21 protein-coding genes and 1 tRNA gene are annotated in these 22,191 nt (G+C 55.8%); 5 read left to right on the top strand and 17 right to left on the bottom strand.

Annotated elements, in window-relative coordinates:
• Positions 1–239: 239 nt before the first annotated feature.
• Complete coding sequence (locus HNQ64_RS05680) at positions 240–815, top strand: hypothetical protein (RefSeq protein ID WP_184206342.1); 576 nt, start codon at positions 240–242, stop codon at positions 813–815.
• 17 nt (positions 816–832) lie between these two features.
• Here the strand turns inward: HNQ64_RS05680 and HNQ64_RS05675 are convergent, their stop codons facing one another.
• Positions 833–1,675: a sterol desaturase family protein gene (locus HNQ64_RS05675; RefSeq protein ID WP_184206340.1), complete on the bottom strand. Its 843-nt coding sequence runs from the start codon at positions 1,673–1,675 to the stop codon at positions 833–835.
• Positions 1,676–1,791: 116 nt separating this feature from the next.
• Between HNQ64_RS05675 and HNQ64_RS05670 the strand changes: the two genes are divergently transcribed.
• Both HNQ64_RS05670 and dnaG read left to right on the top strand, forming a co-directional pair.
• Positions 1,792–3,096 carry an MFS transporter gene (locus HNQ64_RS05670; RefSeq protein WP_184206338.1) on the top strand — a complete coding sequence of 435 codons (1,305 nt, stop codon included), beginning with the start codon at positions 1,792–1,794 and terminating at the stop codon, positions 3,094–3,096.
• Between the two features lie 82 nt (positions 3,097–3,178).
• Positions 3,179–5,005 (top strand): DNA primase, encoded by a 1,827-nt coding sequence (dnaG, locus tag HNQ64_RS05665; protein ID WP_184206336.1) that lies wholly within the window; start codon positions 3,179–3,181, stop codon positions 5,003–5,005.
• A gap of 79 nt (positions 5,006–5,084) precedes the next feature.
• Here the strand turns inward: dnaG and HNQ64_RS05660 are convergent, their stop codons facing one another.
• The 4 genes from HNQ64_RS05660 to HNQ64_RS05645 form a co-directional block, all read right to left on the bottom strand.
• On the bottom strand, positions 5,085–6,230 hold the full coding sequence (locus HNQ64_RS05660) for a 6-phosphofructokinase (RefSeq protein ID WP_184206334.1): 1,146 nt from the start codon (positions 6,228–6,230) through the stop codon (positions 5,085–5,087).
• A 96-nt stretch (positions 6,231–6,326) separates the two neighbouring features.
• Positions 6,327–7,766: a histidinol-phosphatase HisJ family protein gene (locus HNQ64_RS24270; protein ID WP_343075879.1), complete on the bottom strand. Its 1,440-nt coding sequence runs from the start codon at positions 7,764–7,766 to the stop codon at positions 6,327–6,329.
• Between the two features lie 17 nt (positions 7,767–7,783).
• A complete protein-coding gene (locus HNQ64_RS05650) occupies positions 7,784–8,668 on the bottom strand; it encodes a hypothetical protein (protein WP_184206332.1) in 885 nt (294 codons plus the stop codon).
• Between the two features lie 14 nt (positions 8,669–8,682).
• A tRNA-Thr gene (locus HNQ64_RS05645) sits at positions 8,683–8,757 on the bottom strand.
• Between the two features lie 148 nt (positions 8,758–8,905).
• Here HNQ64_RS05645 and HNQ64_RS05640 point away from each other — a divergent pair.
• Complete coding sequence (locus tag HNQ64_RS05640) at positions 8,906–9,100, top strand: DUF4032 domain-containing protein (RefSeq protein WP_184206330.1); 195 nt, start codon at positions 8,906–8,908, stop codon at positions 9,098–9,100.
• A gap of 131 nt (positions 9,101–9,231) precedes the next feature.
• On the opposite strand, the gene HNQ64_RS05635 is transcribed toward HNQ64_RS05640, so the two are convergent.
• Positions 9,232–11,283 carry a sodium-translocating pyrophosphatase gene (locus HNQ64_RS05635; protein ID WP_184206328.1) on the bottom strand — a complete coding sequence of 684 codons (2,052 nt, stop codon included), beginning with the start codon at positions 11,281–11,283 and terminating at the stop codon, positions 9,232–9,234.
• 249 nt (positions 11,284–11,532) lie between these two features.
• Between HNQ64_RS05635 and HNQ64_RS05630 the strand changes: the two genes are divergently transcribed.
• Positions 11,533–11,973, top strand: coding sequence for a DUF5069 domain-containing protein (locus tag HNQ64_RS05630; protein ID WP_184206326.1), 441 nt, complete (start codon positions 11,533–11,535; stop codon positions 11,971–11,973).
• A gap of 71 nt (positions 11,974–12,044) precedes the next feature.
• Here the strand turns inward: HNQ64_RS05630 and HNQ64_RS05625 are convergent, their stop codons facing one another.
• The 11 genes from HNQ64_RS05625 to HNQ64_RS05575 form a co-directional block, all read right to left on the bottom strand.
• Entirely contained in the window at positions 12,045–12,833 is a 789-nt protein-coding gene (locus tag HNQ64_RS05625) for a 3-keto-disaccharide hydrolase (RefSeq protein ID WP_184206324.1), read from the bottom strand.
• Positions 12,834–12,875: 42 nt separating this feature from the next.
• Positions 12,876–13,940 carry a PA0069 family radical SAM protein gene (locus HNQ64_RS05620; protein WP_184206322.1) on the bottom strand — a complete coding sequence of 355 codons (1,065 nt, stop codon included), beginning with the start codon at positions 13,938–13,940 and terminating at the stop codon, positions 12,876–12,878.
• 86 nt (positions 13,941–14,026) lie between these two features.
• On the bottom strand, positions 14,027–15,253 hold the full coding sequence (locus HNQ64_RS05615) for a type II secretion system F family protein (RefSeq protein WP_184206320.1): 1,227 nt from the start codon (positions 15,251–15,253) through the stop codon (positions 14,027–14,029).
• Between the two features lie 15 nt (positions 15,254–15,268).
• Entirely contained in the window at positions 15,269–15,748 is a 480-nt protein-coding gene (locus tag HNQ64_RS05610; protein ID WP_184206318.1) for a type IV pilus modification PilV family protein, read from the bottom strand.
• The gene (locus HNQ64_RS05605) at positions 15,745–17,226 is read right to left on the bottom strand and encodes a hypothetical protein (protein ID WP_184206316.1); all 1,482 of its coding nucleotides are present in this window, start codon (positions 17,224–17,226) and stop codon (positions 15,745–15,747) included. The genes HNQ64_RS05610 and HNQ64_RS05605 overlap by 4 nt, the downstream gene beginning before the upstream one ends.
• 120 nt (positions 17,227–17,346) lie before the next feature.
• Complete coding sequence (locus HNQ64_RS05600; protein ID WP_184206314.1) at positions 17,347–18,345, bottom strand: hypothetical protein; 999 nt, start codon at positions 18,343–18,345, stop codon at positions 17,347–17,349.
• Entirely contained in the window at positions 18,342–19,088 is a 747-nt protein-coding gene (locus HNQ64_RS05595) for a hypothetical protein (protein ID WP_184206312.1), read from the bottom strand. The genes HNQ64_RS05600 and HNQ64_RS05595 overlap by 4 nt, the downstream gene beginning before the upstream one ends.
• A gap of 9 nt (positions 19,089–19,097) precedes the next feature.
• Positions 19,098–19,679 (bottom strand): hypothetical protein, encoded by a 582-nt coding sequence (locus HNQ64_RS05590; RefSeq protein ID WP_184206310.1) that lies wholly within the window; start codon positions 19,677–19,679, stop codon positions 19,098–19,100.
• Positions 19,680–19,698: 19 nt separating this feature from the next.
• Positions 19,699–20,250 (bottom strand): hypothetical protein, encoded by a 552-nt coding sequence (locus tag HNQ64_RS05585; protein ID WP_184206308.1) that lies wholly within the window; start codon positions 20,248–20,250, stop codon positions 19,699–19,701.
• A gap of 16 nt (positions 20,251–20,266) precedes the next feature.
• Positions 20,267–21,133 carry a hypothetical protein gene (locus tag HNQ64_RS05580; protein WP_184206306.1) on the bottom strand — a complete coding sequence of 289 codons (867 nt, stop codon included), beginning with the start codon at positions 21,131–21,133 and terminating at the stop codon, positions 20,267–20,269.
• On the bottom strand, positions 21,120–22,184 hold the full coding sequence (locus HNQ64_RS05575) for a type IV pilus twitching motility protein PilT (RefSeq protein WP_184206304.1): 1,065 nt from the start codon (positions 22,182–22,184) through the stop codon (positions 21,120–21,122). Before HNQ64_RS05575 ends, HNQ64_RS05580 begins: the two co-directional genes overlap by 14 nt.
• Positions 22,185–22,191 lie beyond the last annotated feature (7 nt).

Below are 22,191 nucleotides of genomic sequence, written 5' to 3'. Positions count from 1 at the left end.
GCACTTCGCACGACAAAAAACAGCCCTGTATTGCAGGACACCACAGTACCCATCACGATAGCCGTTACCCTGCGAAGGGGTCGCGTTGGCCCAACTCTTCCGACCTAGGCCAAAACGGGCTGGGACATAAAGTTTAGAGATGCGAATCTTTATTTTTCCTGGCCGATTTGTGGCATTGTCGCGCCACCTCAAACCCAATGCATTTTCAAAAATTCATACGAATCAAGTGGGCCTTCTTAGTGACCTGCGGATCATGCCTGTGTGCTACGATTCCAGGTTGCAGCATCAGTAGCAAGGTTGAGTCTAGGCAGCTTCAGAGACATCTGAAATCCGAACTCATCGAGAAAGTCCGCATCGTCCTCTCAGGCCTGCCAGGCAGCAATCGAGTGACCCCCGTGTACGACGTTCAGAACCTCCCGCCAGCCACGGACGAAGAAGGCAACCTATGGGTTATGGTCGTCGAGGGAATGGCTGGCTACTACCTCACCTATCACAACATGGCTGTCCGTACGGAATACTCCCTAAAATCCCGAAGTTCATCCCCCTCTTCCAAGGCCGATGACAGAAGACTACTACCCACCCGCCAGGCGTGGAAGCAATGGTATGCGGCCGTCAGCCAGGACTCTCTGCTGCGGCTAAAGGACTATGGATACACAGCAAAGGTCGAATTCCTGAACGCCCGCGGGCAACCCTTGGAAACGATCACGACGGAGACAGCCAAACCTCAGCCTATTCTGGAATCGGCCAGGACACCCCCTCAATACTTCGAGAAAACAGGGGACGTCATTCATGCTAGGAGTCCCTGGCCTGGCTAGCGCGTTTGTAAAGGGCATCATCCCACCTGATCCGCATCCAGTGTATCACACCGCTTTTGGTTAGGCAAAAGCCGACGCACCGGTTCCCAAAGCTGACCCGCCATGTCCTGCGGGAAACCTCCGGCCACGCCGAAGTCCTCCGGCACGCGACCACGCGGCATGAAGAAGGTGCCAAAGAGCAGATCCCAAAAGGGAAAGAGGCCCGCAAAGTTTTTGTCCCAGGCCTCGCGCAGGCGACTGTGATGCCAGCGATGAAACATGGGTGTGGCGATGACGTAACGCAGCGGCCCGAAATCCCAGTCCACCCGTGCATGCAGGAAGATGGCATAGAGGGTGAAAAAGGGCGCGGTGGAAAGCGTCACCCAGGGGTTGAACCCCAGTAGCAGCAGGGGCGTGACCTGGAAGAATTTGTTCACCAGATCATTCACCGGATGCACCCGGATACTGCTCAGCCAATCGAGATCTTCCGAGCTATGATGCACCGCATGGAAGGGCCACCAGCGCCCGCCGTGGAAGAGGCGATGGCTCCAGTAGGCAAGGAAATCTGCCAGCAAATAGATCTCGATCGCTTGCAGCCATAAGGGCTGCCTGGCCAGGGGGCCAAAGCCCGCATAGGTCTGCTGGCGAAAGTCCTCTGCACTGGCCACCCCGCACCACACCAGCAGTACGGCAGGCAGGATGAGCCCACCTTTGGAAAGCACCCGCGTAACAAAAGGGGTGAAAAAGAAATACGCCACGTCCGTCAGCCATCCGCGGCGCAGCAGCGGCCCGCGCGCCTTGCCCAGCACACGCTCCACGATGAGGAAGAGGACGGCGAGAATGAGCAGCCCGACCAGGGTATTTTTCAGTGAAGGTGACATACGCCGGGGCCTAACGGCAGACGTCGGCACCCGGTAACGAAAAAAAGGCCAGGGATCTGCTTTGCCAGTCTCGTCCTCCTGCACCACTCTCACGCTGCCCTCTACTCCCCTCGCCGATGCCTCTCAACGCCCGTCTTTTCATCTGGTTCCGGCTGCTGTTTAACTGCCGGTTTTATTACCCCATCTTCACCGTCCTCTTTCTGGACCTGGGGTTGAGCATTGCCGAATTCGCCGCGCTGAATGTCGTTTGGGCCATCATCATCGTCCTCCTTGAGGTGCCCTCCGGGGCCCTGGCAGACCAGTTTGGCCGTCGCCCGCTCATCATCGCCGCTGGCTGGCTGATGGTGGCGGAGATGGGCGTACTGTGCCTCATGCCCGTGGGGAATCACGATGTCGTGCTGTGGCTGTTCGTGGTGAATCGCATCCTCAGCGGGGCGGCTGAAGCGGCTGCCAGCGGGGCGGACGAAGCATTGACCTATGATTCCCTGCCCGAGGCCGAACGCCCGGTACTGTGGCCGAAGGTCATGGCCCAGCTCAGCCGTGCCATGGCCCTGGGGTTCATCGTCTCCTCCGTCAGTGGTGGCCTCCTCTATGATCATGGCAAAGTCAGCACCGTCCTGGCCTGGCTGGGCCTGGGAGAGGTTCCCCGTGCATGGACCATGAAGATCCCCCTGGGGCTGAATTTTCTCACCGGCATCGCCTGCCTGGGGGTGACCCTGCGCATGACGGAGCCCGCCGCGGCCATCGTTGCTCGCACCGGAGGCTGGCTGCATGAGGCCCGGCTGGCCTTGGCTCGCATTTTGGAAACCGGTCGCTGGATCTGGCGCACGGAGGCCGCCTTCACGCTCATCCTCCTCGGCGTCGTCTTTGACAGTATCATTCGGCTCTTCCTCACCGTCTCCAGCAACTTCTACCGTCTCGTCGGCATCACCGAGGCCTGGTATGGCATCATCGGCACGGTGGCTTCGCTGCTAGGCCTGGCCACGGCGGGGCTGATGGAGCGCATGTCCACCCAGGGTAGCCAGCGGTCGAATTTTGCATGGCTAGCGCTTATGACCCTGGTGGGTCTGCTGTTCGCCGCGTACCCGCAGCCCGGCTTCCTGGGCGTGGCCCTGGTGGTGCCCCTCATGTTGGCCATGCGCTTCCTCCAGTTCTTCCTCTCCTATTACCTCAATGACATTGTGGACTCCACCCGCCGCGCTACAGCCCTCAGCTTTCGCGGCCTTACGATGAACCTTGCCTATGGGGGGATGACGCTGCTCTTCGGCTGGCACACCCAATGGTTGCAAAAGGACCTCGCCCTGCCTGCAGAAGATTTGCGCATCTTCGCTACCAGTCTCACCTGGTGGCCCGGCTGGTTCCTCGGCACCCTAGCGCTGTCTCTTCTGTGGCTACACCTGCGCAGGAAAACACGGACATAGGAGCTCACCTCCCCCTCGGTATTACCGTTACTCCGCCGCGCCAGTTGCACACTGGCCCGGCCTCCGCCATCTTCTCTACCCCATGCCTCGCATCCCGGAAGAAACCTTGCAGCAAGTGCTCGCCGCCACGGACATCGTGGACGTGGTGGGGCGCTCCGTAAAGCTGCGCCGGGCCGGGACAAACTGGGTGGGCCTGTGCCCCTTTCACAACGAAAAGTCCCCTTCCTTCAACGTTCGCCCTTCCACCAATTCCTACCATTGCTTCGGCTGCGGTGCTGGCGGCAATGCCTTCCGCTTTGTCATGGAGCACGACGGCCTCACCTTCATGGAGGCGGTCAAGCGCTTGGCGGAGCAGGCCGGCATCCGCATCGAGGAAGAAGTCTGGGACGCCAATGCCGAAGCTGCGGCCAAGCTGCGCAGCTCCCTCATCCGCGTGCATCAGGAGATCGCCACCTGGTACCACCAGCTCCTGATGAAACACCCCATGGCCGATGCCGCCCGGCAATACCTGAAAAGCCGTGGCATCAGTGCTGAGGTGGCCAAACGCTGGAAGCTCGGCTATGCCCCACCCAATACCCAACCCCTGCGGGAATGGGCCATGAAAAACAAGATCGGCTCCGGCCTGCTCATTGAGGGAGGCATCCTGGCTACCAGTGAAGAACGCGGCGATGCCTACCCACGTTTCCGCCACCGCTTGATGTTTCCCATCTGCAATGACAATGGCGAGGTCATCGCCTTCAGCGGACGCGTCCTGGAGGCCGATGCCAAAGTGGCGAAGTATCTGAACTCGCCCGAGACCCCGCTGTTCAGCAAGAGCAAAGTCCTCTTTGGCTTCGACAAATCGAAGCGCGGCATTTCCAAGGCAGGCCAGGCCATCGTCTGTGAAGGCCAGATTGACACCCTCATGGTCTATGAGGCTGGCTTTCAAAACGTGGTCGCAGGCCAGGGCACCGCCTTCACAGAATTCCACGCCAAAGCCCTGAAACGTCAGGCCGATGAAATTGTGCTCTGTTATGACTCGGACAACGCTGGCTACAAGGCTGCCGAGCGCGCCTTCCAGGCCCTGGCCCCCTATGGCCTCATTGTCAAAGTAGCCATGTTGCCCAAGGGTGAAGACCCGGACTCTTACATCCGCAAAGAAGGCGTGGAAGCCTTTGGCGAACTCGTCAAACACGCCAAAGATTTTGTGGACTACCAGCTCGCCAGCGTCGGCTCCCGCCGCGACCTGACGGAGATGCGGGAGCGCATTAAGTTCGCTGAAGAAATGGCGGAAAACGTTAAGCTCTTCGACACGCCCATCGCCAAGCAGACCACCATCCAGCGCGTGGCCAACAGCCTGGGCATCTCCGAGGAAATCATGCGCAAGCTGGTGACCAAGGCCGAAAAAGGCAGCAGCAGCCGCAGCAAAAAAGAGGCTGGCCCCACCACCGAACGCGCCGGGGAAAAACTCCTGGCCAGTCAGGATGCCACCGCACTCATGCTGTGCCGTCTGGCGCTTTCAGATCCTGAAATATTGCTCTGGCTGCGCGAGCATGGCGAACAAAAGGTACTGCACGAGCTCGTCGGCACGGAGCTTTTATCACGCGTCTGGTTAGGCGACTTCGAACCTGCCAACCCAGACTCTTTCAATACCTTCCTTTTCACTTTAGACCGAGACGAGGAGGCCGCACTAACCCAAGTGCAACACATGGCCCCACCTCCAGGAAAGCTGGTGGATGCCCAGCACGCCCTCCAGATCTTGTCTCTAAAATGCCTCAAGCAACAACACCAGCGCCTGCAAACTCAGCTCAAGCATCCTAACCTAGACCCCCAGGATGTCGCCGATCTCCAGCGCGAAAGTTTGGATCTCTACCGTGAGCTGACCGAGTTACAAAAAATCGTAGCAGCCGCAGCGAGAGCTCCCGTTTAGATCAGCCCTGGCAGCTCCTCAATCCCAACAATTAAAAGGCCTCACTCCGAGTAGGAATAAGGCCGAAAAACAATCCTGCTTACCAGGAGCTCAAATCATCATGCAAACGATCCATCGCAACGGAAGATAGCGCGCGCTCGGGCAAATCAGCACAGCCAAAGGGTACCATTGTGGCTTTGTTATGCTGCAGCGCTGTGATGCCATTGCCAGCATTCGGATCCAAGATCGCTTTCCAGGCTTCTTCCGCGAAACGAGCCGCCAAGATGCAATCTCCCGGCGTGGTGTGACCACCGCGCTGAAGATGCCCAAGCACGGAGGGGCGCACTTCCAGATCCTGGAACGGAGCCCCTTCACGCTGAAAGTACTTCTGAAATGCATCCCGCAAAATGTAGGCCCCATTGCGCGACTGCGGCGGGTCAAATTTCACCCCTTCAGCTATGAGCACGATGGCGTGGCCACGACCGCGAGTCATCGCCCCTTCGATCTCCTCTGCGTAGGCCATCATGGACTTTTCTGTCAGCGGTCCGCCTTCCGGCGTGATGACCATCTCCGCACCCGAGGCCAGGGCTGCCATGCGGGCAAGGTCACCACTTTCGCGCCCCATCGTCTCCAGTACCATCACTCGACGGTGGCTGCGCGCAGTGTCAATGAAATGGTCCACGGCCCACACCAGCGTATGCACAGCCGTATCCACGCCCAGAGCCATCTCTGTGAATTGCAGATCGTTATCAATCGTGGAAGGTACTCCGATGATCTTGAGGTTGCTCTCTTCAGCCAAAAGGCGAGCACCCGTGAGTGACCCATCCCCACCCGCCACCACCAAAGCGCGCACACCCAGGTTTTCCAAGAGCTGAATGACACTCCGGCGAACTTCGGGCTTATGAAAATCTAAGCAACGCGCCGAACCTAAAATCGTTCCCCCTTTGCCCATGATCCCACTGACACTGGCGTGATCCATCTGAATGATGCTCTGCTGGGCATCGATCAAACCGCGATTGCCCGTGTTGGCAGTGATCTCTAATTTCAACCGCACCAGTTCTGCGGCGTCTCCATTCACCTGCTTCGCGGCACGCACCAGACCTCGGTAGCCCCCCCGAATGCCCAAAACTGGCACTTTATGCCGATTGAGCCCCAGACGCACGATAGCGCGCAGGAAGGCATTCATACCGGGGGCGTCGCCACCGCTGCAAAGCACGGCGACCGGGCTGTCTGGAAAAGAAATCATGGAACCGTTGCCCATAGCGATGACTGGCGCGCCCGCAAGCAACGGCTGGGGCACTTTTCATGGATTCGAACCAATTCCTAAAAGGCCTGCTGTCGATTAAGAATTGGCATCAATCGCTTTCCGAATACTAGCGAGCACATCACTGATTCGCAGGTCAATCCGCTGACGTTTTTTGAAGTAGCTGATTTCCTCGTAGCCCGCATCACTCAAGTTATTCAGCGCCGTGATGAAGTGCTCACCCACGCGAACAGGCTTGTGAGAATCACTGCCCAAAACGACGGGGATTTTTCGCTCAGCCATCATGCGCAGCATCTCATTGCCGGGATTCATCTCCGAATAGCTTTTATTCAGCCCCGAGGTATTCAACTCCATCGCTACCCCCGTTTTAGCAATGCGGTCCAAAACCGTGGAAACGGTGTTTTTGATGATGGCAAAACACCAGGAATCAGGGTGATAGTTTTTCACCAAATCGGGGTGGGCAAGACAATCATAAAGCCCCGTCTCAGCACTCTGCGCCAAATGCTCAAAGTAAGTGCGACGGAAATTTTCGATAGTGCCAGTTTCAAACTTGGCCAAGTAATCCTTCGACTGCCAGTGCACAGCGCCCAAAATGTAGTCGAACTCTGCCCGTTTGTGGAGGTTTTCAATCCACTTTTCATGGCCCGGGAAGAACTCACTCTCCAGTCCTAAACAGACGTCCAGCTTGCCTTTATAGGCCTCGGCCGTCCGCTGAACGATGGACACGTAAGTATCAAATTCGCTATCAGACATGCGCACGGTCGGCCAAAAACCATCTGGCATCGGGCAATGACAAGTGAAGATGATTCCCTTCAGGCCCGACTTCAGCGCCTGGGCCGCATATTCTTCAGGTTCACCCCAGGCATGTTTACACAGGGGAGTGTGCATGTGGGAATCATAAAACAGCGCACCTGATTTTACCGCAACGGGCTTTTCATCCGAGATCACAGGTGGCTTGGGCGGTGCAATAGGATCCGCCACAACCACTGGCGCAGCAGGAGCCTTACCCCCCGCTTTTGAGGATGCAGCGGGCTTTGCGACGGGTGCTGGAGTTGGCTTCACCGGAGCAGGAGTCTCTGCCTTCACTTCCACTTTCACCACAGGCTTCACGGCGGGCGCTTTCACGCTAGCTGTTGGCTGAGTCGGCGCTTTCTTCACAGGTGCAGCTGGCTTTTTCGCTACCGCGTCTTTCTTCGCCGGAGGTGCTTTCTTCACGGCAACAGGCTTTTTAATGGGTGCGACTTTTTTTGCCGGAGTGGCCTTTTTCGCAGGCGCATCTTTCTTTGCAGCCACCTTCTTCGCAGGCGGCGGTGCTTTTTTCGCCGAAACTATTTTTTTCGCCGCACTGACTGTTTTAACTGGCTGCTTTTTAGCCACACTTTTTGTCGTCGGCTTAGTTTGCACAGGCTTTTTGGCAGGAGCTTTAGAGGGAGCTTTTTTGGTTACAGCTTTGGGGGCGGGCTTAGCAGGCACCGTTTTTTTAGCCGTCTTGGACTTGGGTGGGTGGGTCTTGCTCACGTGGTTAGCTCCTCCTGTCAGTTTAGTATCAACCAGCCTTTGCCTTCACAGTTTACGATCTGAACGGTGTCAGCGTTTAATTTAGGTTTCGAATAACACAGTCTGAGCGTGAGCGGAACATTTTTCCAGCCCCCGGCCTGAAGTTGATCCACTAAAGGCTGAAACTTGGGGTCGTTGCGGTCAAAATAAGCCTGGATGGCGTGATCATGACCCGGGCTACTGATTTGTAGCCATTCGCGCCCCTCGGCTGGCTTCATGACACTTTGAGAAGCCATGACCCGCATCATGGTAGGCGTTTCAGGCCGCTGCCGGATAAAATCAGCCCATTCCATTTCACTGTAACGAACCAAGCTTTCCCAATCCACGCGAAATTGCTTATCCTCCTGCTCCTCCACGATGACACTCACAGGCGTCTCTTGGGCAAAAAGAGCCTGAATGTAGCCTAGACGATAGCCTTTTTCTCCGACTGACTGGCAAGTTCCCAGCCCAGTTACGGTGCGCGGCTGGAAAGGGCGCTGGCGATAATAATCCCGCAACAACGGTCGCACACGCTCGGGCGCACGGGCGAAAGCCAATTTATCTTCCACCGTTGCGGCCTTAAAAAATGCGCGGATAACCGTCTCGATTTGAGATCGCTTTTCCTCCAGTCGTTCAATCCCCTGAACGACCTCCGCAGGAGATGCCGACGTGGCTTTAACAGGCTCCGCTCTCGGAATCTTGGCAGAAGGTTGATATTCAGGCTGCACAGGCGGGCTGCGCTCCAGCTTGTGGATGCTGAGGTTAAACAATGCCGCAATCAATAAAACTAAAGCAACAGCACCTGCCAACCTTGCTAAAAGACCCAAGGTGTCCCCCTGCCGACGATTGCGGCTGGCACGAGGCGTTTCTGGGGCTGGAGTCATTTCCTGACACGGAGTGGAGCCGAAGGCGGGATTTGAACCCGCGACCCTCGCATTACGAATGCGATGCTCTACCACTGAGCTACTTCGGCACGTGCAACGTTTCGGTTGAGCCTGGACGTTATACCTAGCTTACACCTTTGTCATTTTCTTTCTGCACGGCGACTTCATTTCAGTCTGAGCTCATTTTCGCGAGACCTTGCAATCTACCGTTTCCCATCGAAACTCACCTTCCGCCTCATGCCCGCTGCCCCCCTCAATGCCTACTCCGAGTTCAAAGCGGAACTCGAACAGATCCTGCGGCACAAGTGGCTGGTCAGTGAAAAAGAAAATCGCGATGTCGGTTTCGAGCGCGCCCTCAATGAATGGGCCCAAAATCACCGCGCCGAATGGCGCCGGGATCGCAATAAAAAAGGGTCGAAGGCTAAGGCCTAACTACGTTGAGGCTGGCATTAAAAGCCCAGGTAAAGGCTCGATCATCGAACCCTTACAGCCCCATCCGCTTAACAAAAAAACGGGCTGCCCAGTGAGGATAGCCCGCTCTCGAATGTTAGCGAATCTAGCGCTTATTTGAAGAACAGCGGGATCACCAAGATGGCCAGCACGTTCACCACTTTGATCATCGGGTTTACCGCAGGACCTGATGTGTCCTTGTAAGGATCGCCCACAGTGTCACCCGTCACGGCTGCCGCGTGGGCAAAGCTGCCTTTCCCACCATGGTTGCCTTCTTCCACATACTTCTTGGCATTGTCCCAAGCACCGCCTGAACTCGTCATGGCGATACCCACAAACAGGCCTGTGATGATGGTGCCGATGAGCAGGCCGCCCAGGGCTTCCTTGCCCAGGAAGGCCACGCCAACCACAAACACGATCGGCAGCAGCGCAGGCACGATCATCTGGCGCAAAGCGGCTTTCGTCACGATGTCCACGCACTGGCCATACTCCGGCACATCCTGCCCAGTGAGAATGCCAGGCTTGAGCTGGATCTGGCGGCGCACCTCACGCACCACGGCACCGGCGGCATTGCCCACGGCATCCATGCCAAAGGCGGTGAACAGGTAAGGCAGCAGACCACCGATGAACATGCCGATAATGACCTGCGGGTTCATCAGGTCAAAGACCAGCACATCCAGCTTCAGGAAAGCCTTCACCTCTTCCACATAAGAGCCGAACAGCACCATGGCCGCCAGACCGGCGGAGGCGATGGCGTAACCTTTCGTCACTGCCTTCATCGTGTTGCCCACAGCATCCAGTTCATCCGTGATCTTGCGCACCTCTTCAGGTAGGCCAGACATCACGGCGATACCACCCGCGTTGTCGGTGATCGGGCCAAACGCATCCAGGGAAATGATGATGCCACTAAGGCTCAGCATGGAAACAACGGCGATGGCGATACCATACAGCCCCCCCATGTCCCAGCAGCCCCAAATGGAGGCCGCGATGGCCAGCACGGGTAGGAGGGTGGCATGGTGGCCCACGCTGATACCGGCAATGATATTCGTCGCATGCCCCGTCTCGGAGGCCTTAGCAATCCGGCGCACAGGGGCGTGGGCAGTGCTAGTAAAGTAATTCGTGATCCACACCACCACAAAGGTCAGCACGATGCCGATCAAAGCACAATAAAACAGGTCATTGGCCGTCACCGTCTTGCCCGCCATCACGATGGCTTCAGGGAACATCACATCCGTCGCCCACTTAAACAGACCAGCAGAAACAACGCCTGCCACCGCTACACCACTGACCAGAGAAGCCGTCGCCTTCTGCTTTACAAAGTTCACCCAGCCGATGCCGAGCAAGGAAGAAAGGATGGATAGCCCACAAAGCACAAAAGGATACACCAGCACCGAGTGGTTGCCTTCAGGCCCCGTCAGGTGACCGACCAAAATACCGCCGATGAGACTAACTGCATAGGTTTCAAAAACGTCAGCCGCCATGCCTGCGCAGTCCCCCACGTTATCACCCACATTGTCCGCGATGGTCGCCGGGTTGCGTGGATCATCTTCATTCAAATTCTGCTCGATCTTGCCGACCAAATCCGCGCCTACATCCGCTGCCTTGGTATAAATACCGCCGCCCAGACGAGCAAAGACAGAGATCAATGAGCTACCGAGTGCCAGGCCAATCAAGGCATCAATCGCCGCCTTCGCGCCGGCCATCTTTTCCACGATGAGGTAAAACACACCCACAGAAAGCAGTCCCAAAGCCACCACCAGCAGCCCCGTGACCGCACCACCGTTGAAGGCCACCTTCAGCGCAGGGTGCGAGCCAATGCTGGCTGCCCAGGCCGTGCGCACGTTCGCACGCACCGCCACCATCATGCCGATGTAACCCGCCACCATGGAGCAAACCGCCCCCACCACAAAACCCGCACTAGCCAGACTGCCACGCGTGTACCAAACGATGGCAAACACCACGATGGCAATGAGACTCACCGCACGAATCTGGCGGTTGAGATACGCTTTTGCCCCCTGCTGAATCGCATCCCCAATCACCGCCATTCGGTCATTGCCTGGAGAGCTGGCCATGATTTGGCGAATCAAAAGGATGGCAAAAGCCAAACCCACCACAGCGAGCGCGATGGATACTAGGATGCCTTGGTCGAGAAGGAACGAGTTCATGGGAGATGTCTAAAACCGGCTGGTTGGACCGGGGAATAAAGCGCGCGAGTCTAGCGGTTGCCCATGGCATGGCAACAGCCTTTTCACACAAGTGCGCTTGCTACGTTCCAGCTCGCCCACTTCTGCCAATGAACCACCGAATCCTGATTCTTTTCTGCCTGCCTTTGACGAAAACCAGTCGTAATGGACGTTCTACGGACGGCAGCCCATCTGCCGTTCAGACCTAACCAATCCTTCCCTTCATTATCCATGAGCCAAATCGTCCCCCTCATTTCCTCCGGTGTTGCCGGTCCTCTCGGTGTGCTTCACCTGCCCCGCCTCTGGCTGAAGGCCTCCCTGGCTGCCGCTGGCAAACTCCACTCCGACTACCCCGCCTGCGGCAAAGGTTATGATGGAATGACCCTCGGTGCCCTGGGCATCAAAGAAGATGAATTCCTCGCCTTCATCGCGACCAAGCCCACCTACGTCCAGCTCGAAGCCTGGGTGAAAGCTTATCCAGGAGTGAACCTCACCAAGGCCAATCTCTACAAGCACAATCAGGCCATCCTCGGCTACATCCACGGCGACGATGTCCGCAAGACCATCCTTGAGGCCGCTGGCGTGAGCGATGAAACCGGCGTCAACCCTGGTGCTGTGGACCTCAACAACCTCGACGACTGGCAGACCCTCTGGGCCGCCGAGATCAAGTAATCTGTCCACCGCACATCCTCTTCCTCTGGGCCTCAGGGCACCCGTGGCATCGCCACCGGTCACCCTGGGGCTTATTTTTTAGCAGCGGCTTTTTTCTTACCGCCGCCCTGTGGCACCACCTTCACTGCATCCGCAGGGATGGGCGCCCCCTCAGCTTTCAGGATCGGCAGGTCATCCGCCAGGTGCTTCACAAAAAAATCCTTGTACTGGATCTTCATCGGCGGGCCCACATGCACCTGCACAGCGATGACACCCTCCAGCGCCCGGCCTTTTTCATCCAGGTCCACCACGTCCACCGTCATCACACCGTCGATCCAGTGGCGGTGATGATTCCCTTCCACCCGCACCCGGTAGTCATGCCACTCCCCGCCAGGAAATTTCTGCACGGGCATCTTGCCCACCACCCAGGGCTGGCCTTGGGGATCAATGACCACTTTCTCCCCAGTGTGCGCCAGGATACGGCGGCCTCGCTCTTCATAGAGCATGCCGTTATAGTCAGGGTTCTTGGGCACCACATCGCACTGGTACCCTGTCACCACCCACTCACCTAAGTCGGGGCGCTCCTGGCCACGATATTGCAGTCCACTGTTGCCATCCGGCGTCACTTTCACCTTCACCCGCAGCTCGAAGTTTTTTACCTTCCCGGCCTTCCAGGTGATGAAACGATTGTAGTCCAGCGTCCCATCTGCCACCCCGGTCAGGCAGCCATCTTCGACGGACCAATACTTGTCACTCCCTTGCCAGCCTGTGAGGTCCTGACCATTAAAAATAGCAATGTAACCTTCTGGCGGTTCAGGCTCAGCCGCTCCCAGGGAAAACACGACCGACAAAGAAAACGAGAATAAAAAAGTGCGCAGCATGCACCTGCCAAAACGCAATCCGTGAAGCCTTGTTGCATCACATCACCAAAGTTCCATCTGCCCACCCACCTCACGAGGCCGGCGAAAAGCAGCCGCATTCACCTCCGGGCGGCGATGCAGCATCCCCGCTCGTTTCAATGAAATCTTGAAAATCTGCGCGATTTGCTCAGACCACACTCCAACGCCTTTTAACCGCTTGCCAAATTCTGGATGCGATAACGTGCGTCCCTGAGTTTCCTCGATTCGGCCTAACACCTTATCTTTCATTCCTGGGAAATGCTCTTCTAACCAAGAGCTAAAAACCTCCTTCACACTGAAGGGCAGCCGCACCACGGTGTAACCGGCAAACTGGGCTCCCGCCTCGCGCGCAGCCTCTAAGATGGCCGGAATCTCACTGTCATTCAGCCCCGGAATCATCGGCGCTACAGACACCCCCACCGGAATCCCCTGCCCAGCCAGGTTGCGGATTGCCTCCAGCCGCATCTGCGGAGACGACGCCCTTGGCTCTAACTTTCGTGCGAGGTCTGCATCCAGCGTGGTGATGGAAATGTAAACTGCCGTTGCTTCGTGGCGCGCCAGTTCCTCCAGGTGATCCATATCGCGGGTGATGAGGTAATTCTTCGTGATCATCACCACCGGGTGCCTGCATTCCGCCAGCACCGCCAGGCACCCACGGGTGATTTCCAGTCGCTTCTCCACCGGTTGGTAACAGTCCGTCACTCCACTGAGAGACAGGCGCTCAGGCACATATTTTTCCCGCGCCAGTTCCGCCCGCAGCAGCGCCGGGGCCTCCGTCTTCACCATGATGCGGGACTCAAAGTCCAGCCCTGCTGAAAAGCCCAACCACTCATGCGTCGGCCGCGCATAACAATAAGCACAACCATGCTCGCAACCTCGGTAAGGATTCAGGCTTGCCTCAAACGGTAGGTCGGGACTGTTGTGCCGGCTGATGATACCACTGGAGTGATCCTGAAAAAATTTCGTCACTACCTTCTCCGGTTCTTCTCCCGGGTCATAAGTCATCTGCAGAGCCGAGAAACGCTGGGCCGTGTTCGCTGCCGCACCACGCCCCCGTGGGCGATTGACGGGCAAATCATCTGTTCTCATGAACACATGATTCCCTGCGCGGGTCGAAATGCAAGTATTTCAAACCAGCGCCTGCTCCTGCGTGCAGGGCGCTGGTCTTACCACGCCTACTTCTTTTTCAGGATCACATCTCCCAGGCTGAACATCGGCCCGTAGATCGCATAGATGAGGAAGCCCACCATCACCCCAAGGATCAGCATCGTCAGCGGCTCGATGAGCTTATCCAAAGACGCCGCCATGTTATCCAACTCCTCCTCATAATCATCCGCAATCTCTGCCAGCATCTCCGTTCCAGAGCCCGTTTCAGAAGCCAGCTCGATCAGACCGCAAAGATTTCGTCCGTCTGAGCCTAACCAATGAGATTCCATCAGGAAAGCCTCGTGCAAAGTACGCCCCACACTGATGTGGTCGCGCAAACGATTAAAGAACTCCTTGTAGTGGTAATGCCACGTGGCGGAAGAAGTGATCTCCAAAGCACTGGTTAACCGCACGTTTGATTCGGTGAGCATGGCCAGTGTGCGAAAACCAGCCGCTGCGGCCGATTTACGCACCAGCATCCCCACCACTGGAATTTTCAGCACCAAATCCTGCACCCACTTTTGAGCCATGATCTTTCCAAAATTGGAAAAGAAAATGTACAGCCCTACCAGCGGAGCCGCCGCCATGTAGGGCTTATGAATAAATAGATCTGACAACGCGATCAGCGCCTTAGTCGCAAACGGCAGGTCCGCATTGAAACTGGTAAACAACTTCGACATCGCAGGCACCAGAGTGAAACTCATGACGATGACCACCACCACCCCGAGAACCATCACCACCCCAGGGTAGATCATCGCCCCCTTCAGCTTCTTCAGTGTCTTGGAAGACTTCTTCTGCGCCACGCCGATGCGTTTGCACACACGAGCTAGCTGGCCCGCTTCTTCACCCGCAATGATGAGGGATAAAATATCCTCCGAAAAAAGATCGCGAAACCTAGCCACCGCATCGCTAAATTTTTCCCCCATGGAGATGGCATAGATCACCTCCGCGATCATGCCTTTGTAGCGTGCAGAAACCACCCGGTTCACCTGCAGCTTCAAGCTCTTGGTCATGCTGATGTTTCGCTCCAGACAGCGCCCCAGACCGGAGAAAAAAGCACCGCAATCTTCAGATCCACCTTTAGGAGAAGTCAGCCTCTGCAGTTTCTCATCCGGCCCGGTAATGTCCTCAATAGACGCCGTTTCATTCGGGGCGATCCCACAGCCGATCAACGCCTTTTCATGCGTGTCCGTATCCACCATCGCGATGGATTTGTGCCCGGTATTGACGTTCGTGATGGTGACTTTTTTCAGCATGAGCGTAGTGGGAGATCAGCGGTTGAGAGCCTGTGTACGCAGGCCGCTAGGCAGGCTGGGACGGTAAGCCGTGAGGGTAAAGCTAGCCCCGAGCACTTCTTTACCAGGGTCAGATGAAACATTCACCACCGCTGTGATGGATGCCGTTTGTAGCTTACCTAAGCCCTCTGGATTGGCAGTTCCCGTTTCGATCAAAAATGGCGTGCCATTGATCGCTTCATTGAGGAGCGTGCTGAAGCTCTGGCTCGGCATCACAGCACCAATATTAGTAGCATCCTTGCTGCCTGCGGGGCTCATTCCCAACTGCCAAAGCCTCACCATATTCTCTTGATAATTCCGCGTGATCGCCACTCGCCAAGCGAGCTCTTCTTGGGCCATAAGCGAAGCCGCTAGACTCACCGCTGCGGCCATACCGACGGAGACGACGGCACCAGCAGCCAAAACCTCAATCAAGGTATAACCACGGCGTAGATGCTGGCAGAGACGGCTTTTCATAGGCTATCAGGAGATTGAGGTAAAAAATAAGACTCCAGCCAAGCCTCACGAGGCAGCAGGGATTCATAGCTTGCCCCTACCACTGGTAGGGTCGGCACCGCCCCATCAGATTGAAGGATGAGCCGCTCACTGCGGGGGCCCGTTACCAGGCTATTGCGCCAGACAGACCAGTTCGTCATGATTCCACCGATCCAGCGGATATCCGTCGCCGCATTTTCATGCAGATTCATGAGAACCGGAAAGCCTTCATTGATCAAAGTCATACGCCAGCGCAATTCACGTCCTAATATCGGCGAACCCGCCCATGAAAAAATAATTTCACGACTTGTTAGGCCAGACTTGACCTTTGTACCGATGATTAAGCGGCGATTATTCTCATGCTGAAAGGCCACGTTTCGCACGGGAGATCCAGAACCCTGGATCAATGTCACAATGACAGGACTCATGGCTCCTGCGGCTTCATATTCTGCAGAAGTCTTTTGCCCCACAAAGACGATCTGGTCCACGATGCGGATGTCTTGGCGAATGCAGAGATGCTTTAAGCCCGGGTGAGCCAGATTGATGTACAGCGTCCGAAACGGCACCTCAAATCCACCGTTCGCATAGTCAGGCGGAGGCACGAGCGGCTTCTCGGTGTCATACTTTGCCATCCAATAACTCCCCGTAGGAGGCAGGTTATCCTGATACACCTCAATCTCCTCATGACTTCCCTTTTGCATCGTGTGCCAAAGCGAGTTTTCCGGATTGTCAGCATTCTCGATCACATTGAGGTAACCATCAAACAGCTTGCTCTCAGCCGCAGAATCAGGACCGGTGGATGAGGGTGCCACGGCTAAATTGGAAGGCATCAGCGTTTTGCCATCGAGTCCCGTGCCTGAAATCGGATAACGCGCCGCAGCATCGTGTGACTGAATGTAGAGCGACTTCGTCAAAAAAGGCAACTGCACCGCAGACGTGTTCTTAACGAACAATGAAGGCGGGTGTCGAACCACCGTGCGTCCATAAACCTGAAAGGGTGCCACATTTTTATAGATGTTTAACTCAGTCAGGGCCGCATCCGGTTTACGATAAATCACGAACAAATCTCCGTTCAGGACAGGGCTGCGGCTCTTTAAAAATTCGTGTGCGGTGAAGTTATCCAAGGAAACATCATTCGGCAGAGCGGGACGGATAAACTTCTCATGTGTCAAGTATGAGCCGCCAGGGCGAAGTCCGGTCGCGTTATAAGGAAACACGGTGGTCATCGTCAGCGGCGAAGTGAGCATGTTGTACAGATTCAGGTCAGACCATCCATTGTCCGTGCTCAGGGCTCCCACTTTACCATTAAACAACAAAGTCGATTTACTGGCCAGATCAGACTCAGCATCGAAGGCATGATCCATAGCAGTTTGCCAGGCCAGCAGTCGCGAGTTTTCAAGGGCGATTCGCCTCTGCACAGCACTCTCCAACCAACTCACTTGGATCGATCGTGTGCTCATCAGCGTCACCCACCCCGCGAGAAAAAGCCCGCTACAAAGCATCAGCATCAAAGCCACCCCCATGAGAGCACCCTTGCGAGGCAAAGCAGAAGATTTAAAGCGCAAGTTCATATCAGGATATCAAAGCGCTGGAAAGACAGGCACGGTAAACATGAAAGACGTGCGCCCTGCCATGTGATTATAGGCCCCCAAAGGAGTCGTCGGTGAGGCCGTGTTTTTTTGCTGCCCTAGATGACGCGCCGAAGGATCTGGCCACCAGATGAAATAAAATGGGCGCTCCGCTGCCAGCTTAAAACGATCAATCGCCGTGGACTCACGAACGGCTAAGCGGGTGTATCGCTCAAACGTCACAAACAACGGTGTAAATCCATCGGTCGCCATATCCGCTTCCACCTGCGCGGCGGGATTTGCAGGCGGATAAAAGACCGAGTAGCCACCGGAAAAAATAAGATTGTAATCCACACCTGCTGGCGGCCCAGCAGGATCGGTATATCGCTTCACACTCGCGTGAAAACCCAGGGGTTGGGATTTCTCTACGAAGCGAATGACATCAATGTCATAAATCGCAAGCACCTTCAGGTAACCTGACATCTTGCTGTAGCTCAGGATAAAGACGCTCAAATTCGGCAGGTCCTTTTCACTGCTAGCACCGGGATTCCGATAATTCTGATACAACGAACTAGCGACCCCGGCGACACGAATGACATGAGCACGAAATTTCTGAGACGTATCCAGCTCTTCATCGGTGTCTGGATTGTATTTGATGTAGCTGGGTTTCCAAGTGTTGTCCCCCTGACGTGGCAGACAAAACACCGCCGTGGCACTCATCACATCATGGTAAAACTGCTCTCGCAATTCTTCCGCAAGAGCCAAACTGCCGAAACTCGGTGCCGAAGCTGTATCCTGCCGTTTCAGATCGGCTTCACCGTAAAAACGCGTCAGCCGCGTCGTATCCAGCGGCACCTTCACCACCCCGGCGATTTGAGGTTGGCTGCGAACCAGTGTTCCATAACTCACCACCATCCCGCCCAGCACGATGGCTGAAAGGGAAAGCACCATCAGCAACTCGATGGAAGAGAAGCCAAAGCGAGGCTGTAACCGCTGGACAAAAAATTTCATTTAGCCACAGGAGCGTGATTGCCGAACAACATGCGTAACACAGAAGCCGAAGGCGCATCGGATGAAGGGGGGGCTGAAGCTGGCTTTTTAGCCGCAGAAGGTGCAGCCGGGGCTGCCGGTGGCGATGACATCGCTTTTTCTTCAGCCGGTTGGGCACGGGCTACCGTGGGCGCATCTTCTGCACGGGGTGGCAGAGCAGAGACATCAGGCCGCCGCATCGTCCCCATGCTCCCCCCTTCAGCCGCACCTGCATCCGGACTGGCCGGCATGCGATAACGAACGGTGGGAGAGCCATCCATAGGAATAACTAAAAGTTTAGGAGGCAGGCCTGTTGGCTTTTTCTCCACCCACACCAGTTCAATGGCTGAGCTGGTGATGGACTTTACCTTTAACAACACTTGCTGGTCTGGAATCACACTCGGCACATCCATCCCTGTTTCTAGTCGCATCCCTCCCAGCATCACACGGATGCCACGTGTACCTGTGACTGCACCTCCCACAGGCATGCGCAGCAGCATGTCACGCACTTGGTTTTCTTCGGTATCACCTTCATCATCCACGCGCCCGTCGGTTGCCGCCTCGAAGGGATTATTCTCCTCAGGTTTCACCATTTCAGGCGTTTTTTCTTCCGGCAGGATCAGCGCGTACTGCACGCGTTCAGTCCCCTCCCCTTCAGCTTCTTCCTGGGCATGAATCTCCAGGCTCGAAAGCATGAGAAACATGAAAATAAAAATTCGTTTCATGGTCAAAAATCAGGCTTTTTTCTTGGTCTTTGCAGCCGCAGCAGGTTCTGAGGCCAGATTGATCAACGGCGTTTCAAAGGAAACATCCATGCGCAGTTGCCGGGCGCTGCTGCCCCCCGTGATGCGGCAGGTCTTGACCCGCGCCAATGGCAGGCGCTTCTCCACATCCCCCAGCCAATTCAGCACCTTGGCATATTCATCTTCAATAACCACCGTGGTGAGCACACTCTTGGGGATCACTTTGTTTTCCCGTGAAATCTTCACTTCCGTCTTCCGGGAACGCACCAGAGAAATACCGCGCTCGCGCAGGCTAAACTCGATGGTGCTTTCCACCTCCTGTTCCGTCTGCGCTTTATCCACATGGGGTGTCCAGGACTGAAGAAAGCGGCGGATCTCTTCGGTCTCTGCCTTCGTCCTAGCCGTCAGAATCTCCGAAGCTTGACGCGCCCCTTCAGCCGCCACGGCATCCTGTTGAGCCATGTCTGCAGATTTTTTCATCACCCCGACCTTCTTATGGACGATCTGAGCAAAATACGTGACACAGCCGATGAACATCATCAGGATGACACAGGCGAGTTGTTTGGGATTCATGAGCGTTTAAAAAGAGAGGTTATTGCTCCTGACGAACGAGTGTGGAACGGTACTCAATGATGTCCCCCACTTTGGTTTGCTGAGGGGAGTAGGAACGGTAGTTGAGGCGCGAGATGCTGCTTTCAATCAAGGCAACCTCTGTGGCGGACCCGCCATTGATTCTCACCGCCAACGCCAAGTTTGATGGCACCTGATCACTCCGCTCCAGAGTTAGATCTGAAAGCCGAACTTCGGCAGGCATCGCGCGGGCAATAGCAACACTGATAGGCTGGAGATTACGAGTGCCTTCCACCCACTTCGCCACCGCTTCCGCCTTCGCTGTTTCTGCATCCAGCGCCGCTTTCTCCTCACTCATCTGTTTAGTCACAGCCTCATGCTCCTTTTTCACTTCCTCCAGAGTCATTTTCTGCTGTTGGGCGCGCTTATAGGCCATCCAATCCATGGTCATGAAATAGGCCCCTCCGATGAGCGCCAGATAAAAGGCGATCGGCACCATCTTAAAAGAATTCGGCAGACGTTTCGACGTATCGGTACGCGGCGTCTTAAAGTCGTGGCAAATGTAGTCGGACATAGGAAACGAAAGCGGGTTAATGGTTGCCTAGAATGTTCCACAAGAGATCCTCTTGGGTCATGTCGGTGGCACCCAGGCGTTCAAGGTGAACAAAAAGTTCGGAGCGGAATTTGGCGTCCTGCCCATCACTGATGAAATAGACCGGACTGCCCTGCGGAACTTTCTGCACCAGGGGGCTGATGATTTGCAGACTGGTCTCCACAGCATCCGGCCCCAGGCCACTGCGGCAGCGGAGTTCTTTCCACTGCCCATCCTGCTGCACCAGCACCGCAATGGATCCCTCACAAGCCGCAATCAGAATCATGTTTTGGGCAGCACCACGCTGTGCGACATAAAGTTGATGCACAGCGTATTCTGTGAGTGCAAAGAGTCCACAGCACACACGCCCTGGGCGAATGCCGATGGTCTTCAAAACATCTTCCGTCACCTTCACCATGCTCTCCTCACAAGCCAGAAGCATGCTGGCTGAACTCTCTGGGTGGTGGCAAATGGCGTACCTTTTACCCCGATCAAACTTAGGTCCCAAGACGGCTCGTGGATTGGTCCGCAGAAGGTTCACGCAGTTTTCACCACGCATCATGTTATTCTCCAGGCTGACAATGAAGCGGTTATTGACGGATACCACGCACCAGCCTCCGTCGGCCAGCATGCGCCATTCGTCGGCACGTTGGGGCGCCACATCAGCGAACTCTCCTTCCATGACACCACCTTCTTCAAAGCGGCCCTTCTTATTGATGCCTCGCCAGCTCGTCTGATTTCGACTGACGTTGATAAGCAGAGTCTTGCGCCCTTCAAAGCGCCGGCTCCAAGATACGCTGGCATCATCCGCCTCCGGTTTGAAGGCGGCAAAGCTCAGCACAGATTTGATTTCATCCAACAGCATATACGGAAGTCAGGTTTTCTCGGGATAGGAAGTCATAGACTTCATGTTCGGCATAGCCGGTCTTACGCGTTTGGGAGGGTTTCCACCCATCCTGCTGGCGAAAGCCCAGGCACCTTTCAAAGCTAATCATGCCGCGCGTAAAGCCGGCCTCGAGTTCTTGCTCAAGGTTCTTGAATTCGCCGCGCCGGATCATGCCGCAGACTGAGTCATAGGGCAGCAGCAATTCATGAATGGGGAAACGCTTCCCTCGTGATTCATCAAACAATAGCCGCTGGCAAAGAATCCCACGAAAGCTATCGGCAAAAGAGAGCATGGCGTTTTCCATGCGATCACTCGGAATCAGTTTCAGATAACGCTGCACCGTCTGCGCAGCACTGGAAGTATGCAGCGTCGCCACCACCACGTGTCCTGTTTCCGCTGCTTGCAGGGCGATCTCAGCCGTCTCACCATCACGAATTTCCCCCACCAGAATCACATCCGGGGCCTGACGAAGAGCGGCACGCAATGACTTGTTAAAGTCCAACTCATCCGTGCCGATCTCACGCTGAGAAACCAGCGACGGAATGCCTGAGGGATAGACAAACTCGATCGGGTCTTCGAACGTCAACACATGTTCCTGACGGCGTTTCGCACGCTCTAAAATCATGGAAGCAATCGTGGTAGATTTACCAGAACCCGTGGCTCCACAGACCAGAAAGAGTCCATTCTTCGCCTCCAGGAAAGCTTTGATCGCCGCTGGTGGCACCATCAATTTACTGATGTCGGGAATGGTTTCAGGGAGCAAACGCATGACCCAACGCGGGCGCCCCCGCGTGACCATGCGGTTCACACGATAACGACGATTCCCTAACGTGAGAGCATAGTCCACACACCCTGCCGTAAATTCCAGTGGCCGCTCAGGTTGGTAGATAAAGGAATCAAAAAAGAGCTTTCCATTCCGCTTGTAGGTCAGCGGCTCCCACGGCGTGATGTAAAAATCACTCACCCCTGCATCCTTAGACAGATGCAGCATCCGATAGCCTAACTGGCTGCGTTCATTGATGTCTTCCATGGCGAGA

Origin of the sequence: Prosthecobacter dejongeii (assembly GCF_014203045.1) — a bacterium.
Lineage (GTDB): Bacteria > Verrucomicrobiota > Verrucomicrobiia > Verrucomicrobiales > Verrucomicrobiaceae > Prosthecobacter > Prosthecobacter dejongeii.
This window is presented reverse-complemented; position numbering and strand designations above follow the sequence as displayed.

What these genes read in the sequence shown, in the direction of transcription:
- dnaG (WP_184206336.1), top strand. Translation starts at nt 3,179, where the DNA reads ATGCCTCGCATCCCGGAAGAAACCTTGCAGCAAGTGCTCGCCGCCACG.
- HNQ64_RS05630 (WP_184206326.1), top strand. Translation starts at nt 11,533, where the DNA reads ATGAGCCAAATCGTCCCCCTCATTTCCTCCGGTGTTGCCGGTCCTCTC.
- HNQ64_RS05640 (WP_184206330.1), top strand. Translation starts at nt 8,906, where the DNA reads ATGCCCGCTGCCCCCCTCAATGCCTACTCCGAGTTCAAAGCGGAACTC.
- HNQ64_RS05610 (WP_184206318.1), bottom strand. Translation starts at nt 15,748, where the DNA reads ATGAAAAGCCGTCTCTGCCAGCATCTACGCCGTGGTTATACCTTGATT.
- HNQ64_RS05605 (WP_184206316.1), bottom strand. Translation starts at nt 17,226, where the DNA reads ATGAGCACACGATCGATCCAAGTGAGTTGGTTGGAGAGTGCTGTGCAG.
- HNQ64_RS05590 (WP_184206310.1), bottom strand. Translation starts at nt 19,679, where the DNA reads ATGAATCCCAAACAACTCGCCTGTGTCATCCTGATGATGTTCATCGGC.
- HNQ64_RS05580 (WP_184206306.1), bottom strand. Translation starts at nt 21,133, where the DNA reads ATGCTGTTGGATGAAATCAAATCTGTGCTGAGCTTTGCCGCCTTCAAA.
- HNQ64_RS05675 (WP_184206340.1), bottom strand. Translation starts at nt 1,675, where the DNA reads ATGTCACCTTCACTGAAAAATACCCTGGTCGGGCTGCTCATTCTCGCC.
- HNQ64_RS05660 (WP_184206334.1), bottom strand. Translation starts at nt 6,230, where the DNA reads ATGATTTCTTTTCCAGACAGCCCGGTCGCCGTGCTTTGCAGCGGTGGC.
- HNQ64_RS05615 (WP_184206320.1), bottom strand. Translation starts at nt 15,253, where the DNA reads ATGCTGAAAAAAGTCACCATCACGAACGTCAATACCGGGCACAAATCC.
- HNQ64_RS05575 (WP_184206304.1), bottom strand. Translation starts at nt 22,184, where the DNA reads ATGGAAGACATCAATGAACGCAGCCAGTTAGGCTATCGGATGCTGCAT.
- HNQ64_RS05635 (WP_184206328.1), bottom strand. Translation starts at nt 11,283, where the DNA reads ATGAACTCGTTCCTTCTCGACCAAGGCATCCTAGTATCCATCGCGCTC.
- HNQ64_RS05625 (WP_184206324.1), bottom strand. Translation starts at nt 12,833, where the DNA reads ATGCTGCGCACTTTTTTATTCTCGTTTTCTTTGTCGGTCGTGTTTTCC.
- HNQ64_RS05650 (WP_184206332.1), bottom strand. Translation starts at nt 8,668, where the DNA reads ATGACTCCAGCCCCAGAAACGCCTCGTGCCAGCCGCAATCGTCGGCAG.
- HNQ64_RS05670 (WP_184206338.1), top strand. Translation starts at nt 1,792, where the DNA reads ATGCCTCTCAACGCCCGTCTTTTCATCTGGTTCCGGCTGCTGTTTAAC.
- HNQ64_RS05595 (WP_184206312.1), bottom strand. Translation starts at nt 19,088, where the DNA reads ATGAAACGAATTTTTATTTTCATGTTTCTCATGCTTTCGAGCCTGGAG.
- HNQ64_RS05620 (WP_184206322.1), bottom strand. Translation starts at nt 13,940, where the DNA reads ATGAGAACAGATGATTTGCCCGTCAATCGCCCACGGGGGCGTGGTGCG.
- HNQ64_RS05600 (WP_184206314.1), bottom strand. Translation starts at nt 18,345, where the DNA reads ATGAAATTTTTTGTCCAGCGGTTACAGCCTCGCTTTGGCTTCTCTTCC.
- HNQ64_RS05585 (WP_184206308.1), bottom strand. Translation starts at nt 20,250, where the DNA reads ATGTCCGACTACATTTGCCACGACTTTAAGACGCCGCGTACCGATACG.